Below are 14,939 nucleotides of genomic sequence, written 5' to 3'. Positions count from 1 at the left end.
TTAATGTTAAATCCCATTACTCATCGTTGGATTTTACACAATGAAATGCAAACCCTTGATTGGGGGCGACGCTTTGCCGATTTTGTTGAACCCGCAATGGTTGTGAGCTTGTATGGAGATCTTGGTGCGGGCAAAACAACGCTTACTAGAGGGGTGCTTGAGGGCTTGGGTTATTCGGGTCGCGTCAAAAGCCCTACCTACCCTATACTTGAAACCTATTCTCTCGCGAGGTTATACTTCTATCACTTTGATTTTTATCGAATCTGTGATAAAAATGAACTTGAAGATTCGGGTTTTAGAGAAAACTTTGGTGGGCTTGGAGTGTGTTTCGTGGAGTGGCCAGAGAAAGCCCAAGACTGGTTACCTTCAGTGGATATTAAGATAAATATCAATATATTAGATAATCAGCGAGAGTTAATTGTGACAGCACTGTCGAAGAAGGGCGTTTTATGCTTAGAAAAATGGCAAAAACTTGGCTGGTAATCAGCGCAATATGTGTTAATTTCGCTCTCTGCAATGGCTCTCATGCTCAAGGTATTTATATTGCTGCGGCAAGAATATGGCCAGCGCAGGATTACACGCGCGTCACGCTAGAATCAACCAGTGTGATAAATGCTAAGCTTTTTACCGTTGAAAACCCTGACCGGTTAGTCTTAGATTTAGATAATGTGATGGAATTGAGGTCCTTGAGAGAACTCAGTCAAAGATTGTCTGCTACTGATCCTTATATCAAAGCCATTCGTGTTGCCCACTTTAATGCTACAACCGTTCGCGTAGTATTTGATTTAAAAGTTCCTGTGAGCGCGAGTTCAGTACTCATTAAACCTGTGGCAAATTACGGATATCGCTTTATGTTGGATCTTTATCCTCTCACGCCCAATGACCCATTAATGAGTTTTCTTGCCCAGCAGGGTAAGCCAGAGTTACAGCATTTAGCTACTCATGAGAGCACCAGTAAACCATTGGCAAATAACTTGCCCCCTGTGCCTGAGAGTAAACAACGTTTATCGGAGAATACTCAGAACAATAAACCTGATCTGGCTACTGCTGTGCCTACCAACGACAACCCTCCCCCCAAACAGGTGATACAACATAGTCCATTAGAGGCTACTCCTGATCCAGTCAAATCTGTTGACTCTGGCCCTTCAGAAACGCCTGCGCCACACAGCTTTTTAATTGCAGTGGATGCGGGTCATGGGGGTGAGGATCCCGGAGCCCATGGCCATAGTGGACACAATGAAAAGGATGTTACGTTGGCTATAGCGAAACAACTTAGTTATTTAATTAATCAGGAACCCAGCTTAAAGGCTGTGTTAATCCGCGATGGTGATTACTTTATTCCGCTACAAGGCAGAACCCTCAAAGCCCGCAGATTACATGCTGATATGTTTGTTTCCATTCATGCCGATGCCTATATCAATGAAGAAGCCAGAGGTTCGTCAGTGTTTGCGCTATCTGAAAAAGGGGCTACTTCTGTGGCAGCAAAATGGTTAGCTCAACATGAAAATGATGCGGATTTAATTGGCGGTGTAGATTTGAATCATAAAGATCCCTATCTTGCACAAACCTTGTTGGATTTATCACAAACCGCAACAATTAACGATAGCTTGAAGTTGGCTCAGTCAGTACTTAATCAATTACATCAAGTGAATGACCTACATCGAGGTCGAGTAGATCAAGCAGGTTTCGCTGTTTTAAAGTCTCCCGATATACCTTCCATTTTAGTTGAAACGGCATTTATTACCAATCCTATTGAAGAAAAACGTTTAGTAGATCCTGGTTATCAAGACCAACTGGCCCATGCGATTCTGCAAGGTATCAAAGAGTATTTGGCTCATAACTCATCGGTGCGTAATAACACTGTCCTTGGTACACGACAGTAATATGACAAGAATTTACTCATTGGATCGGGTATTGATCGCCCAAATTGCCGCAGGAGAAGTCATTGAACGTCCAGCTTCAGCATTGAAAGAGTTAGTTGAGAACAGTATTGATGCTGGGGCTAAGCATATTGAGGTTAACTTAAATGAGGGGGGTATCAGTAAAATTGAAGTCATAGATGATGGCATGGGTATTCATCATGAAGATTTACCTTTGGCGCTCACTCCTCATGCTACCAGTAAAATTACTCAGCTAGATGATTTGGAATCGGTGGCCAGCTTAGGTTTTCGTGGTGAAGCATTAGCCAGTATGGCCTCGGTAGCAACGGTTACAATTATTACCCGTGAGGCGCAAGCGACTCATGGATATCGAATACAAAGTCGTGCAGGACAAATGAGTGAAGTTATTCCTGCAGCACGTTCTGTGGGGACGTCTATTGTTATTGATGAGCTATTTTCTGAGACACCCGCCCGGCGTAAATTCTTAAAATCAATGAATACAGAGTTCGCTCATTGTGACGAAGTCTTAAAGCGTATGGCCTTGAGTCATCCGGATATTGAGTTTCGCTTAAGTCATAATGGAAAGTCTCTTAGGCATTGGCCTGTTACGACTTATCAACACCGGTTGAAGGCAATATTGGGTGATGAATTTATAGTTGGCGCCTTAGCTGTTGATGAGCAAGCTGCTAAAGTGAGTATTGAAGGGTGGATTAGTCGTCCTACATTCAGTAGTAGCAGCCGTGATAATCAATACATTTTTGTTAATGGACGTTTTGTACGGGATAAGCTCATTACTCATGCAGTGCGTCAAGCCTATCAAGACGTTTTGCATCATCAACGCTTCCCTGTGGTAGCCTTATTTATTCGTTGCCCCTTTGATTTAGTGGATGTCAATGTCCATCCTGCTAAAACCGAAGTACGCTTTCGTGATCCCCAAACCATACATCAACTGGTCTTTCATGGGCTATCAAAAACTTTAGATAAAACCTCTCCCACACAAACCACTGTTAGTATGATGGGAAGCAGTGGACCACCGTTAACTGGGATAGTACAAAGATCATTGTCTATGGATTTACCCAGAACACAGTTTGGGGGAATCAATATTGATCACAGTAATCAGGATAATTTTTCTGCTCCTCCTGTTACCAAGGGGGAATTATCAAGTCCTGTTAACGTCAATGTGGTCAACCAACATCCTTTGGGTTTTGCCATGGCTCAATTGCTTGGAATATACGTTCTAGCACAAAATGAGCAGGGCTTAGTGGTGGTGGACATGCACGCTGCCCATGAACGTATTTTATATGAACGACTTAAACAAGCCGTAAAAAATCAAGCCATTCAAAAACAACAATTATTGATTCCCGTGACATTTCGGGTGGATCCCGTGGCCTTTAATCTTGTTAAGGAAAATCAGCAAGTCCTAGGTCAAGTAGGTTTTGAACTAACCGAAGCAGGTCCGGATGTATTGGCCTTAAGAAGTGTTCCTGTTTTGCTAGCAAAGGGAGACTTGGAGGAGATCGCACGGGATTTAATTAATGAATTAATCCACTACGGTACAGCTCGTTTACTTGATGAAAAACATAATCAATTGTTATCCACTTTTGCCTGTCATGGGGCAGTTCGCGCCCATCGACAGTTGAGTATTCCTGAAATGAATGCACTGTTAAGAGATATGGAATTAATTGATCGGACTGATCAATGTAATCATGGGCGTCCTACTTGGCGTCAATTTAGTTTGTCTGAAATTGACCAGTGGTTTTTAAGAGGACAATAAATTTTGTACCCCCCCATCATTTGTTTAATGGGCCCCACTGCCTCTGGTAAAAGTGATTTGGCCTTAGCCTTAGCAACAGAATTCAATGGTGAAATTATCGCTGTGGATTCAGCAACGATCTACCGTTATATGGATATTGGAACCGCTAAGCCAGATCTTCATACAAGACAGAATATTGCGCATCATCTGATAGATATCCTAGATCCTCCCCAGAGTTATTCGGCTCATCAGTTTGCTCTTGACGCAGCGCGTCATGTTGACAATATAACCAATAGAGGAAAAGTTCCATTTTTAATTGGTGGCACGATGTTGTACTTTAAGGCACTTTTATCAGGTTTTAACGACTTACCTTCGGCCAACCAAACGCTTCGAGCACAACTTGATGAGGAAGCGAATAGGCTAGGGTGGCCGGCTTTACATCAACGCTTGATGAGTATTGATGCTGAATTGGCTATGCGCCTTAAAGAAAATGATGCGCAGCGTATTCAACGAGCCTTAGAAGTTTATATGCTGACGGGTCGTCCATTATCTTCCTTTCATCAAGATCAGAAGAAAACCGCATGGTCAGGCCCAGTATTGTCACTTGCCTTGATCCCTGAGGATAGAGCTTCGTTACATCAAAGAATTGAGTTACGTTTTAAGCAAATGCTGGAATTAGGTCTGGAACAAGAGTTGATGGCGCTCAAGGAACGTTTTGCTTTACATGCAGATCTACCTTCAATGCGCTGTGTGGGCTACCGTCAAATGTGGCAGTATTTAGAGCAAGAAATTGATTATCAAACAATGCTCTCTAGTGGGATTTTCGCCACTCGACAACTTGCCAAAAGACAGCTCACTTGGTTGCGTAGTTGGCCTCATTTGATCACTTTAGATCCCTTTCGAAGTGAGACAAAAAGCGACCTGTTATCGATTGTAAAACCATTTATTTCAGAGCATTATTAGGTTGATCTGTCAGATCAGTAACAACCGCTTTGGCTTCCCCTTGATGAAATTGAATACTAATAGATGTATTGAGGGAGGTCTGTTGTATTTGACTAATAATTTTTCCTTGCTGATTGCGAACAATAGAAAATCCTCTTGCCATAATGCTTTGCGGATTTAGATACTGAAGTGATTGTTCGGTATTTATTAATTTTTCCCGATAACGCTGAAACACTCTTTTATTAGCCAAGTTAAAGCGAATAGCGATTTGTTTAATATGTTGTTGCTGTTGATGAATGCGCTGTCCCGGATGAATTAATTTTTGTTGTAGTTGGGAGAGTAACACAGATTGTTGTGATAACCGTATTTTAAACAGACTTGGAAATCTTTCGTTATATTGGTCAACACGAAGCATCTCACGCTCAATCACTCTGTTGATATGCACATGTAGACGTGATTGACTTTGATTTAACTGTTTGAGTTGTTGAGATCTGTCCGGGCTCACCATTTCAGCCGCTGCGGTAGGTGTTGGAGCACGTTCATCGGCTACAAAATCAGCAATAGTGAAATCCGTTTCATGTCCAATGCCGCTGATTAGGGGGAGTTGTGAGCGATATATAGCGCGCGCCACTACCTCTTCATTGTAAGCCCAAAGATCTTCAATGCTGCCACCGCCTCGACAGAGAATAATGACTTCACATTCCTGTCGTTGATTTGCCACATTAATAGTGGCAGCAATGTCTTCGGCTGCACCTTGTCCTTGAACGCGAGTTGGATAAATAATGAGAGTAATGTTTGGGGCACGCCGTTTTAAAGTAGATAGCACATCACGCAGAGCCGCTGCCATGGGCGAGGTGATAATGCCAATTGAACGCGGCGAGACGGGTAATGATTTTTTATGATGCGGTGCAAATAACCCTTCTTGTTCTAATTTCAGTTTTAAGGCATTAAAAGCTTCGTATAAACGTCCTAAGCCTGCTTGACGTATATTTTCTACGGTAATTTGTGTCTTACCACCTAGACCATAATAAGAGGTTACCCCTCTGAGTTCCACTGCCATTCCCTCTTTGGGAGCCCAATCTATTCTCTGATTTTTAAGGCGAAACATTACGCAACTAATTTGAGCATTCTCATCTTTCAGTTGAAAATACCAGTGGCCAGAACTTGCTCGAGAAAAGTTAGAGATTTCTCCTTGAATCCAAATTATAGGTACTGCGTTCTCGAGTAGGCGCTGTAAGCGACTAGTAAAGTCCGAAACGGTAACCACATTCTCGGTCAGTGGTGCTTTTGCAGAGGTAATTTCCTCAAGAGTGTTGTTATTTCTAATGTTCATGTAATTAACCGTTGAGAATCTTAGTGTTGCAAGTAAATGATTAAAGTCAATAGTGTAATTGGATAAAAATGAGTTGTATAAAATTTACTCTCTTCAAAAAAAACACTTATTTATTAGTGGGTTAATTATATTTTATAAAAACTGTTCACAAACTTATCCACAGAATTTGTGGACAACTTTTAGGCATCGCCATTTGGTGATAATTCTATTAAACTATTGTTTTATTCTATCCCTAAGCGCACAGGTGTGTAATGCAATTATTAAGTGAAGCGGGATGGCCGATTTTACTGTTGTTGGTCGCGTCCATATTAAGTTTAGCTATTATCATTGACCGTGCCTTGGCACTGAGAACTTCTCTCATAGTCCCCAAGGGTTTATTGGAAACGGTTATTAAGCTTGAGCAGTCTGGGTCTTTAAGTAAAGAAAAATTAGAAAATATAGCTCAACAATCTGCTTTAGGAGCGGTGCTCACAGTTGCCATCCGGTATCGCCATACAACCCGAGAATTAATTAAAGAAGCCATTGAAGAAAGTGGTAGAAGTATGGTGATGCGTTGCGAGAAGAACTTGCCCATGCTAGGCACTATCGCGGCGGTAAGCCCTTTATTAGGTCTGTTAGGGACAGTAGTTGGGATGATTATTCTTTTTGGCCAAGATAGCACCCTAACCGCTCACGCAGAGCAACTCTCTAGAGGGATATCTGTAGCGTTATACAACACAGCTTTTGGTCTCGTGGTAGCCATTCCAAGTATGATTTTTTATCGTTTTTATCGTTCGCGGATAGATTTTTTTGCTGTAGAAATGGAACAGCAGGCTATTCAATTGGTGGATGAACTCACGAAATACAGAGACCATGGACTTTCGTAGAGGGCAACGCCGAGAGGATCCGGAAATAAATTTAATTCCGATGATTGATATTCTATTGGTCATTGTCATTTTTCTTATGGTATCGAGTACCTTTGTCCATCAACAGGGTTTGAATATTGTTCTGCCGCAGGGAAGTGCAAAGAGTATGGTCATGAATAATGATGAGACTATTGAGGTGGATATGGATATTTCGGGAATAGTCAAAATAAATCAGCACCTATGGTCCAGACAGCCTACTGAACTCAAGCAATGGTTGAGTAAACAAATTAAGCAGCCGATGAATGTTTATATTGTTATTAGGGCTGATAAAAATCTCTCTCATGGGAGTGTGATGCAAGTGATCAGTGATTTTCAAAATTTAGGCTTTAGTCATTTCACCTTGGTGACTGAAGAAAAAAATCATTAGTATGAGTCAGCAATGGTTTCTTGATATCTGGTATTCTCAGCGCGTTAATTGGTTGTTCGTTCCTCTGAGTGGGTTATTTCGTTTTCTTATTAATATAAGAACGTGGCTCTACACCTATGGTTTTATTAAAAGCCATGCTTTGCCAGTTCCTGTGTTGGTGGTGGGTAATATCACAGTGGGTGGCACAGGTAAAACACCCTTGGTCATTTCCTTGTGTCAATGGTTAAAAGAAAAAGGGTTTCAACCTGGAGTCATTACGCGTGGCTATCAGGGGCAAATTAAAGATGTAGCTCTCATTAAAGAGGGGGACGGGGCTTCATTGGTCGGTGATGAGCCGTTATTGATATTCCAAGAAGCTAAAGTTCCCGTGGCAGTGGGTAAAGACAGGTATCTCGCGGGACTGGAGCTTTTGAAGGAATATCCTGAAATTGACATAGTGCTCTCTGATGATGGGTTACAGCATTACGGTCTTCAGCGCGATGTGGAAATTGTCGTGATTGATGGTCTGAGAGAATTGGGTAATGAATATTTACTACCGGCAGGTCCCCTGCGTGAGCCTAAGAGTCGATTGAATTCTGTGGATGCGGTGATCGTTAATGGCGCTACACAGCAACATACTTTTACCCATCAGTGCCTATTCACCATGCAATTGGTGGCTGATTATTGGGTAAATGTTAAGGATATCTCTTTAATTGAAGAGGCTAATCTGTTTACAGATCAACCTTGCTATGTTACCTGTGCCATTGGTAATCCAGGACGTTTTATGCAAACTCTCCATTTACTTAATATTGAGGTACTCAACACTCGTTTTTTTGAAGATCATCATGCCTATCAAGAAAAAGATTTACAGGGTTGGGATCAGCATAAAATCCTAATGACAGAGAAAGATGGGATAAAATGTAAAACGTTCGCTCCTTCTAATGCTTGGATGTTGAAAGTTCACGCTCACGTTGATAAAGCTTTTTATCAATGGTTAGAAGCCAAATTAAGTCAGTGGAGAGTAAAACATGGATCCTAAATTATTGGAAATTCTAGTATGTCCTTTATGTAAAGGACCATTAATAAAAAAAATGGGTAGAAGTGAATTGATTTGTTCTCCCTGTCGTCTTGCTTTTCCGATTCGTAATGATATCCCTGTGATGCTCCAACAGGAGGCGAGAGAGTTACCGGCGGACGAGGAGATTAAGTAGTGGCAGAGGACTTTATAGCCATTGTCCCTGCTCGGATGCATTCAACAAGACTGCCCCGCAAAGCTCTGGCCATGATAGGTGATTATCCATTAGTGATTCATAGCGCCATGCGAGCTCGTGAGAGCGGGGCGCAAAGAGTTATTATCGCTACGGATCATAGTGATATTTTAGAACTAGCTAAACAGTACCAGGTTGAGTGTGTTTTGACTCGGGAGGATCACCTGACAGGCACCGACCGACTCGCAGAAGCCACTCACATACTGGGTTTAGATGATGATCAGATAGTCGTTAATGTTCAAGGTGATGAGCCACTCATTGAGGCTATGGTCATAAGACGCGTCGTCAATCGATTAATTGATAGCCCTGATGCGGTGATGAGCAGCGCTTGTTATCCTATTGATGATTTTAATCATTTTATTAACTCTAACTCCGTCAAGGTGGTACTCAATCAGCGGCAAGAGGCCATGTATTTTAGTCGTTCGGCCATTCCCTTTGATCGGGACAGTAAAAACTCGGCCCTGCCTAAAACCATGAAAGCATGGCATCATATGGGGTTATATGCTTACCGTTGTGGTTTTTTGAAGCAATACCAAAGCCTGAGGCCCGTTACCCTTGAATTAACTGAGAGTTTAGAGCAATTGCGTGTTCTGTGGTATGGCTATCGTATTGCAATGGAAATCACTGAGCAAGCTCCCTTGCCTGGCGTTGATACGGTTGAGGATTTAGAGCGTGTTCGCCAATGGTTTGCCGGACACGGAAAATAATTTAGTAAAGGTGGAGTTAAAGGTCATGAAAATTATATTATTAGGCGCCCCGGGTGCTGGAAAAGGGACACAAGCTGCGTTTATTAAAGAGCAGTTTAACATTCCACAAATCTCCACCGGTGATATGTTACGTGCCGCTGTGAAGGCTGGAACTCCTTTGGGGTTGGCAGCCAAAAAAGTGATGGACAGCGGCGGCTTGGTTTCTGATAATATTATTATTGGTCTCGTGAAGGATCGAATCACTGAAGCTGATTGTGCTAACGGCTTTTTATTTGACGGTTTTCCAAGAACGATCCCTCAAGCTGAGGCATTAAAAGCTGCCGGCGTAGAATTGGACTTTGTAGTGGAAATTGATGTGACCGATGAAGAAATTATTCAACGTATGTCTGGGCGACGGGTACATGTTGCCTCAGGACGGGTATATCATACTTCCTTTAGTCCTCCTCAGATAGATGGCCACGATGATGTTACTGGCGAGCCACTCATTCAGCGTGATGATGACAGAGAAGAAATTGTAAAAAAGCGTCTGCAGGTCTATCACGATCAAACGAGACCTCTGGTGGATTACTATTTAAGTTGGAGTCAATCCAAGGATTCAACCGCTCCCCAATACGTTAAAATTGCAGGGGTGGGTTCTGTTCAGGAAATATCTAATTCTATTTTAGCGGCATTGAAAAAATAACTGGGGGAGCCATGAAAAAATCACCCATGAATGCATTTTATGCTCAATCCGGTGGCGTTACCGCAGTGATTAATGCCAGCGCTTGTGGGGTTATTGAAACAGCACGACGCAATCCAACTAAGATAGGTAAAGTATTATGTGGTCGTAACGGTATTTTAGGTGCTCTCGAAGAGGATCTCATCGATACAACTTTTGAGAGTACTGAAGCTATCCGTGCTTTAAAATATACTCCCTCAGGAGCATTTGGTTCTGCTCGCTTTAAATTAAAAAGTTTGGAGCAGGACAGGGCTTCTTATCAGCGACTCATTGAGGTGTTTAAAGCACATCAGATAGGTTACTTTTTTTATAATGGTGGTGGAGACTCACAAGATACCACCCACAAGGTATCCTTGATGGCAGAGGAAATGAGTTACCCATTGATGTGTGTTGGTATTCCCAAAACTGTCGATAACGACTTACCATTAACAGATTGTTGTCCGGGTTTTGGTTCGGTGGCGAAATATGTGGCGACTTCTATTCGCGAAGCCGGTTTTGATGTGGCGTCCATGGCTAAAACATCTACTAAAGTATTTATATTAGAGGTAATGGGTCGCCATGCTGGTTGGATTACGGCAGCCTGTGGTTTGGCCTCTGAGAGGAAAGGACAGCCACCTCATATACTTCTTTTTCCTGAGGTTCCTTTTAATCCTGAGAGCTTTTTAAAACGGGTCAAAGAGTGTGTTGACAAGTACGGTTATTGTGTCATTGGTGTATCGGAGGGAATACGCAACGAAAATGGACAATTCCTCTCGGAAACCGGTTTAAAAGATGCTTTTGGTCACGCTCAATTAGGTGGCGTGGCTCCTGTGATCGCTTCTCTCGTACGAGAAAAACTGGGTTATAAATATCATTGGGCTGTGGCGGATTATTTACAGCGAGCAGCCCGTCATTTGGCTTCCAAAACAGATGTGGAGCAAGCTTATGCGGTGGGCAAGGCTGCTGTGCAGTTTGCCTTAAAAGGATACACGGCAGTAATGCCTATAATTGAGAGGCTGAGTAATGAGCCCTATCGCTGGCAAATAGGCATGGTACCCTTAGCAAAAGTTGCCAATCAAGAGAAAATGCTGCCTAAAAACTTTATCACGCGAGACGGCTACGGCATCACGCAGCAAGCAAGACGCTATTTGTCTCCCTTGATTGAAGGAGAGGACTATCCTCCCTATCAAAGAGGTTTACCTGATTATGTCACTTTAATCAATAAATCCGTGCCAAAAAAGTTAAAAACCCGGTTTACATCGCAATCATGAGCTTGTTTTTATCAACTTTTTTTCGCTATGTTGAACAAAAATACCGGTGATTCTCTGTTGTTATCAAGGGAATGGATACAACATCGTTTACAAGCAAATAGCTCTGTGGAACTCTTTGACGGGCGCTTCATGATGAGCGATCAAGCACGTGCACAGGCAATTCCTGCGGCAGTCTTAATCCCCCTTGTTAATAAACCAGAGGGAATACAAGTATTACTGACTCAAAGAACCACTCATTTATATCATCATGCAGGGCAAATAAGTTTTCCTGGTGGGCGCATTGATCCTGAAGATGGCGATACATTGATAACGGCTTTAAGAGAGACAGAGGAAGAAATTGGCCTAGGTCGAGATAAAGTTGAAATTTTAGGGGCTCTTCAAGAGTATTTTATTCCTTCAGGTTTCAAGGTAAGTCCTTGGGTGGGCTGGGTCAATCCTCCATTCTCTCTTACCCCTGACCCCTTTGAAGTTGATGCTATTTTTGAGGTACCTTTGAGTTTCTTCTTTGATCCTAAACGTCATGCTCTCACAAAAGATGAGTTTGAAGGTCGGAGCAGACAATACTACCTCTTTCAATATCACGATAAGACAATATGGGGGGCTACGGCGGGTATGTTAGTTAATCTCTACCATACCCTGTTCGCGGAGCTTAAAAATAGTGCTTAAAGTTTTCTGTGGCTGCAACTAGAGCACTGAGTATGCCAGGTTCAAAAGCCGAGTGCCCTGCGTCAGCAATAATCTGATAAGTGGCTTCAGGCCAGGCTCGGTGGAGTTCGTCAGCGGTGACAATGGGACATACAGCATCATAGCGACCTTGAACGATGATTCCTGGTAGATGACGAATGCGATCAATATTGTTGAGCAGGCTATTGTCGGGTAAGAAAATATTATGCGTAAAGTAATGCGCTTCAATACGAGCTAAACCTAAGGCCACCGCATCGCTACCAAAGTGGCTCACTAAAGCAGGGTTAGGCATTAGCGTGGAACAAGCCCCTTCAAATGCGCTCCATTTGCGGGCGGCTGTTAAGTGTATTTTGGGATCAGCATCCTGTAGACGGCGATGGTAAGCCTCTAGCAAGTTACCCCTCTCATGCTCTGGAATCAAGGCGGTTAACTCCCCCCATGCTTCAGGAAAAAAGGTTTTAATGCCATAGAGAAACCAATCAATCTCGCTTTTTCTGCACAGGAAAATACCTCTTAAAATCAATCCCAGACACCGGTCAGGATGACTTTGGGCATAAGCTAAAGCTAAAGTACTTCCCCAAGATCCCCCAAATATAAGCCATTGATTGATCCCTAATAAACGCCTTAATTGTTCCATATCCTCAATTAACAAGGGGGTTGTATTGTCTCGCGTTTCACCAAGTGGGGTCGAACGACCTGCCCCGCGTTGGTCAAAAATGATGATTCGATAAACCGTTGGATCAAAAAATTGGCGATGCATGGGGCCGGCACCAGCGCCCGGTCCCCCATGCAGGAAAACCACAGGAATTCCTTGAGGGTGACCAGATTGTTCCCAATAGATTTCATGGATATCCCCTACAGTTAAGCGTCCTTTCTGATAGGGGTCAATGGGAGGGAATAAAGAATATTTTTGCATGGTTTATAATGAGTCATAAATTTATTTATGTGAGAAGTTTACCTGATTGTTACAATATTTTATCTTTTAAGTGTTACTCTAGCTGAACTAAGCGATTTACTACATAGGGAGACATCTATGCTTTATGAGTTGCATGAATTACAACATACCTCCGTCTCATCACTTCGTGCTTGGGCTGAAACAGCAGCCCACCTTTATGGTAGCCCCTTTAGTCCTTTAAGCTATACTCCTGCAGGACGAATTATCTCTGCCAGTTCTGAGGTGTTTCTCAGAACTACCCAACGGTATGAAAAACCTGTATTTGGTATTGACCATGTGGAGGTATCTGGTCAACTTTATACTGTTGTCGAAGAGACAGTGTTAGATTTTCCGTTCTGTCACTTAAAACGTTTTACGAAGGTTGGCATGAATACTGCGCAACCTAAAGTATTAATTGTAGCGCCCTTATCAGGCCATTACGCTACATTGCTACGCGACACAGTGCGTACCTTTGTGAAAGACTTTGAGGTATGGGTCACCGATTGGGTAGATGCTAAACTGGTGCCTTTGTCTCATGGACCTTTTGGCTTTGATGATTATGTTAGATATATTCAAGAAATTATTCGTTTTATTGGTTCTGATACACATATCGTGTCCGTCTGCCAACCAACTGTTCCTGTACTAGTTGCGGTCTCACTGATGTCAGCCCATCAAGAACCTTTGGTACCTAAGTCAATGGTGATGATGGGTGGCCCCATTGATACCCGTAAAAATCCGACAACAGTCAATAATTTTGCTAAATCGCATCCTTTGTCATGGTTTGAAAGTCGAGTTATTTATCGTGTTCCAGTGAAATACCCGGGGTACTTACGCCAGGTATATCCTGGTTTTCTGCAACATGCTGGTTTTGTGGCCATGAATCCTGGCAGACATATTAATTCCCATCAAGAGTTTTTTTATCAGTTAGTGCGAGGTGACGGGGAAAACGCTAACGTCCACCGTAACTTTTATGATGAATATAATGCGGTGATGGATTTACCTGCTGAGTATTATCTTGAAACATTAGATCGTGTTTTTCATCGCCATGCACTGGCTGAGGGAACATTAACCTCATGCGGCGAGTTGGTCCGCCCCGATGCAATCACTAAAACTGCCTTATTGACGGTGGAAGGGGAGTTAGATGATATCTCTGGCAATGGACAAACCATGGCAGCCCACGAGTTGTGTGGCAGTATTCCCGAGCAACATAGGCAGTATTTAGTGGCTAAGGACGTGGGTCACTATGGGATCTTTAGTGGTCGTCGTTTTAGAGAAATGATTTACCCAACTATTAAATCCTTTATTGAACAAGAGGCTTAATTATGTCTGATTCCATACCCAATCCTTCGGCTGATATGTTTGACATGTTTCAAAAAATGGTTAACCCCATGGCCTTTCCTATGCAAGGCTTATTAAGCGCAGGGCTTGACCCAAAGGAATTGGAGAAAAAGATTAATGAACTGACCACTGTTAAGCACTGGTTAAATGCAAACGTAGGGATGATTGATTTAACAATTAAGACTCTTGAGTATCAGAAAACCATAATGTCTTCTGTGGCTGATGTGACAAAAAAAACCGATGCTAAAACAAAAGATACTGACGCTCAACACAATAATCCAATGATGAATCCAGCTCTATGGCCTTGGACTATGATGCAAGGTGTCAACGGGCAACCATCTGATAATCCCACCAGTAAAACTGACAAAACAAAAAAATAGCATTAACAGCGATGGTAGTGAATGAAACTTAGGGCGTATTGATTTTTTTCATCTTTAGCATGCTTAGTGATTGATTTCACTTGCCATTGTTGTGGGTTAATTTCAGGGAAATAAGTATCTCCATCAATCTGGGCATGAATGAGAGTGAGGTACAAATCATCCGTGATGTTTAATGTGTTGTTAAATAATTCTGCCCCACCGATGATAAATATTTTTTCGGCCAACTGACAACTGTCGATGGCCTCTTTAACTGATGAATAAACCTCTGCATTTGCTACGTGATAGGTTGTATCGTGGCTTAGAATTAAATTACGCCTACCGGGTAACAATCTTCCAATAGAAAGATATGTTTTTCGACCCATGATAACAGGGTGGCCTAAAGTGGTTTTTTTAAAAAAAGCCAAATCAGCGGGCAAATGCCATGGCAACGTGTTATTTTTTCCAATAACACGATTTTCTGACATGGCAACGATCATGGCTAACGTAGGTTTATCTTTCATC

At 42.4% G+C, this 14,939-nt stretch carries 17 protein-coding genes; 14 read left to right on the top strand and 3 right to left on the bottom strand.

Going from position 1 to position 14,939, the window contains the following annotated elements; translation table 11 throughout:
* The first annotated feature begins 3 nt into the window (after window positions 1-3).
* From tsaE to miaA, 4 genes are read left to right on the top strand one after another with little or no spacing between them, the layout of a single operon-like run.
* Window positions 4-483, top strand: coding sequence for a tRNA (adenosine(37)-N6)-threonylcarbamoyltransferase complex ATPase subunit type 1 TsaE (tsaE, locus tag FERRO_RS09320; RefSeq protein WP_056930571.1), 480 nt, complete (start codon window positions 4-6; stop codon window positions 481-483).
* Window positions 450-1,883, top strand: a complete 1,434-nt coding sequence (locus FERRO_RS09315; protein ID WP_082601273.1) for an N-acetylmuramoyl-L-alanine amidase — start codon at window positions 450-452, stop codon at window positions 1,881-1,883. The genes tsaE and FERRO_RS09315 overlap by 34 nt, the downstream gene beginning before the upstream one ends.
* Before the next feature lies 1 nt (window position 1,884).
* On the top strand, window positions 1,885-3,654 hold the full coding sequence (mutL, locus tag FERRO_RS09310) for a DNA mismatch repair endonuclease MutL (protein WP_056930569.1): 1,770 nt from the start codon (window positions 1,885-1,887) through the stop codon (window positions 3,652-3,654).
* A gap of 3 nt (window positions 3,655-3,657) precedes the next feature.
* Window positions 3,658-4,596 (top strand): tRNA (adenosine(37)-N6)-dimethylallyltransferase MiaA, encoded by a 939-nt coding sequence (gene miaA / locus FERRO_RS09305; RefSeq protein WP_239683505.1) that lies wholly within the window; start codon window positions 3,658-3,660, stop codon window positions 4,594-4,596.
* Here the strand turns inward: miaA and xseA are convergent.
* A complete protein-coding gene (gene xseA, locus FERRO_RS09300) occupies window positions 4,577-5,908 on the bottom strand; it encodes an exodeoxyribonuclease VII large subunit (protein WP_056930567.1) in 1,332 nt (443 codons plus the stop codon). The genes miaA and xseA overlap by 20 nt on opposite strands.
* Before the next feature lie 251 nt (window positions 5,909-6,159).
* Between xseA and FERRO_RS09295 the strand changes: the two genes are divergently transcribed.
* The 8 genes from FERRO_RS09295 to FERRO_RS09260 are packed head-to-tail and all read left to right on the top strand — an operon-like array spanning window position 6,160 to window position 11,768.
* Entirely contained in the window at window positions 6,160-6,774 is a 615-nt protein-coding gene (locus tag FERRO_RS09295) for a MotA/TolQ/ExbB proton channel family protein (protein WP_056930566.1), read from the top strand.
* A complete protein-coding gene (locus tag FERRO_RS09290; RefSeq protein ID WP_056930565.1) occupies window positions 6,761-7,180 on the top strand; it encodes an ExbD/TolR family protein in 420 nt (139 codons plus the stop codon). The genes FERRO_RS09295 and FERRO_RS09290 overlap by 14 nt, the downstream gene beginning before the upstream one ends.
* Window position 7,181: 1 nt before the next feature.
* Entirely contained in the window at window positions 7,182-8,198 is a 1,017-nt protein-coding gene (lpxK, locus tag FERRO_RS09285) for a tetraacyldisaccharide 4'-kinase (protein WP_056930564.1), read from the top strand.
* On the top strand, window positions 8,188-8,370 hold the full coding sequence (locus FERRO_RS09280; protein ID WP_056930563.1) for a Trm112 family protein: 183 nt from the start codon (window positions 8,188-8,190) through the stop codon (window positions 8,368-8,370). Before lpxK ends, FERRO_RS09280 begins: the two co-directional genes overlap by 11 nt.
* On the top strand, window positions 8,370-9,134 hold the full coding sequence (gene kdsB, locus FERRO_RS09275; RefSeq protein ID WP_082601271.1) for a 3-deoxy-manno-octulosonate cytidylyltransferase: 765 nt from the start codon (window positions 8,370-8,372) through the stop codon (window positions 9,132-9,134). Before FERRO_RS09280 ends, kdsB begins: the two co-directional genes overlap by 1 nt.
* 25 nt (window positions 9,135-9,159) lie before the next feature.
* Complete coding sequence (adk, locus tag FERRO_RS09270) at window positions 9,160-9,816, top strand: adenylate kinase (protein WP_056930666.1); 657 nt, start codon at window positions 9,160-9,162, stop codon at window positions 9,814-9,816.
* Window positions 9,817-9,827: 11 nt separating this feature from the next.
* Window positions 9,828-11,102 carry a 6-phosphofructokinase gene (locus FERRO_RS09265; RefSeq protein ID WP_082601270.1) on the top strand — a complete coding sequence of 425 codons (1,275 nt, stop codon included), beginning with the start codon at window positions 9,828-9,830 and terminating at the stop codon, window positions 11,100-11,102.
* A gap of 27 nt (window positions 11,103-11,129) precedes the next feature.
* Window positions 11,130-11,768: a CoA pyrophosphatase gene (locus FERRO_RS09260; protein WP_056930562.1), complete on the top strand. Its 639-nt coding sequence runs from the start codon at window positions 11,130-11,132 to the stop codon at window positions 11,766-11,768.
* On the opposite strand, the gene pip is transcribed toward FERRO_RS09260, so the two are convergent.
* A complete protein-coding gene (pip, locus tag FERRO_RS09255) occupies window positions 11,752-12,702 on the bottom strand; it encodes a prolyl aminopeptidase (protein WP_056930561.1) in 951 nt (316 codons plus the stop codon). The two genes, FERRO_RS09260 and pip, sit on opposite strands and share 17 nt — an antisense overlap.
* 117 nt (window positions 12,703-12,819) lie before the next feature.
* Here pip and FERRO_RS09250 point away from each other — a divergent pair, with 117 nt between their 5' ends.
* On the top strand, window positions 12,820-14,040 hold the full coding sequence (locus FERRO_RS09250) for a polyhydroxyalkanoate depolymerase (protein ID WP_056930560.1): 1,221 nt from the start codon (window positions 12,820-12,822) through the stop codon (window positions 14,038-14,040).
* A gap of 2 nt (window positions 14,041-14,042) precedes the next feature.
* A complete protein-coding gene (locus FERRO_RS09245; protein ID WP_056930559.1) occupies window positions 14,043-14,438 on the top strand; it encodes a PhaM family polyhydroxyalkanoate granule multifunctional regulatory protein in 396 nt (131 codons plus the stop codon).
* Window positions 14,439-14,440: 2 nt separating this feature from the next.
* Here the strand turns inward: FERRO_RS09245 and FERRO_RS09240 are convergent, their stop codons facing one another.
* Window positions 14,441-14,938 carry a dihydrofolate reductase gene (locus FERRO_RS09240; protein ID WP_056930558.1) on the bottom strand — a complete coding sequence of 166 codons (498 nt, stop codon included), beginning with the start codon at window positions 14,936-14,938 and terminating at the stop codon, window positions 14,441-14,443.
* Between the last annotated feature and the right edge of the window lies 1 nt (window position 14,939).

The sequence above is a fragment of the Ferrovum sp. JA12 genome, from assembly GCF_001431705.1.
Lineage (GTDB): Bacteria > Pseudomonadota > Gammaproteobacteria > Burkholderiales > Ferrovaceae > PN-J185.
This window is presented reverse-complemented; position numbering and strand designations above follow the sequence as displayed.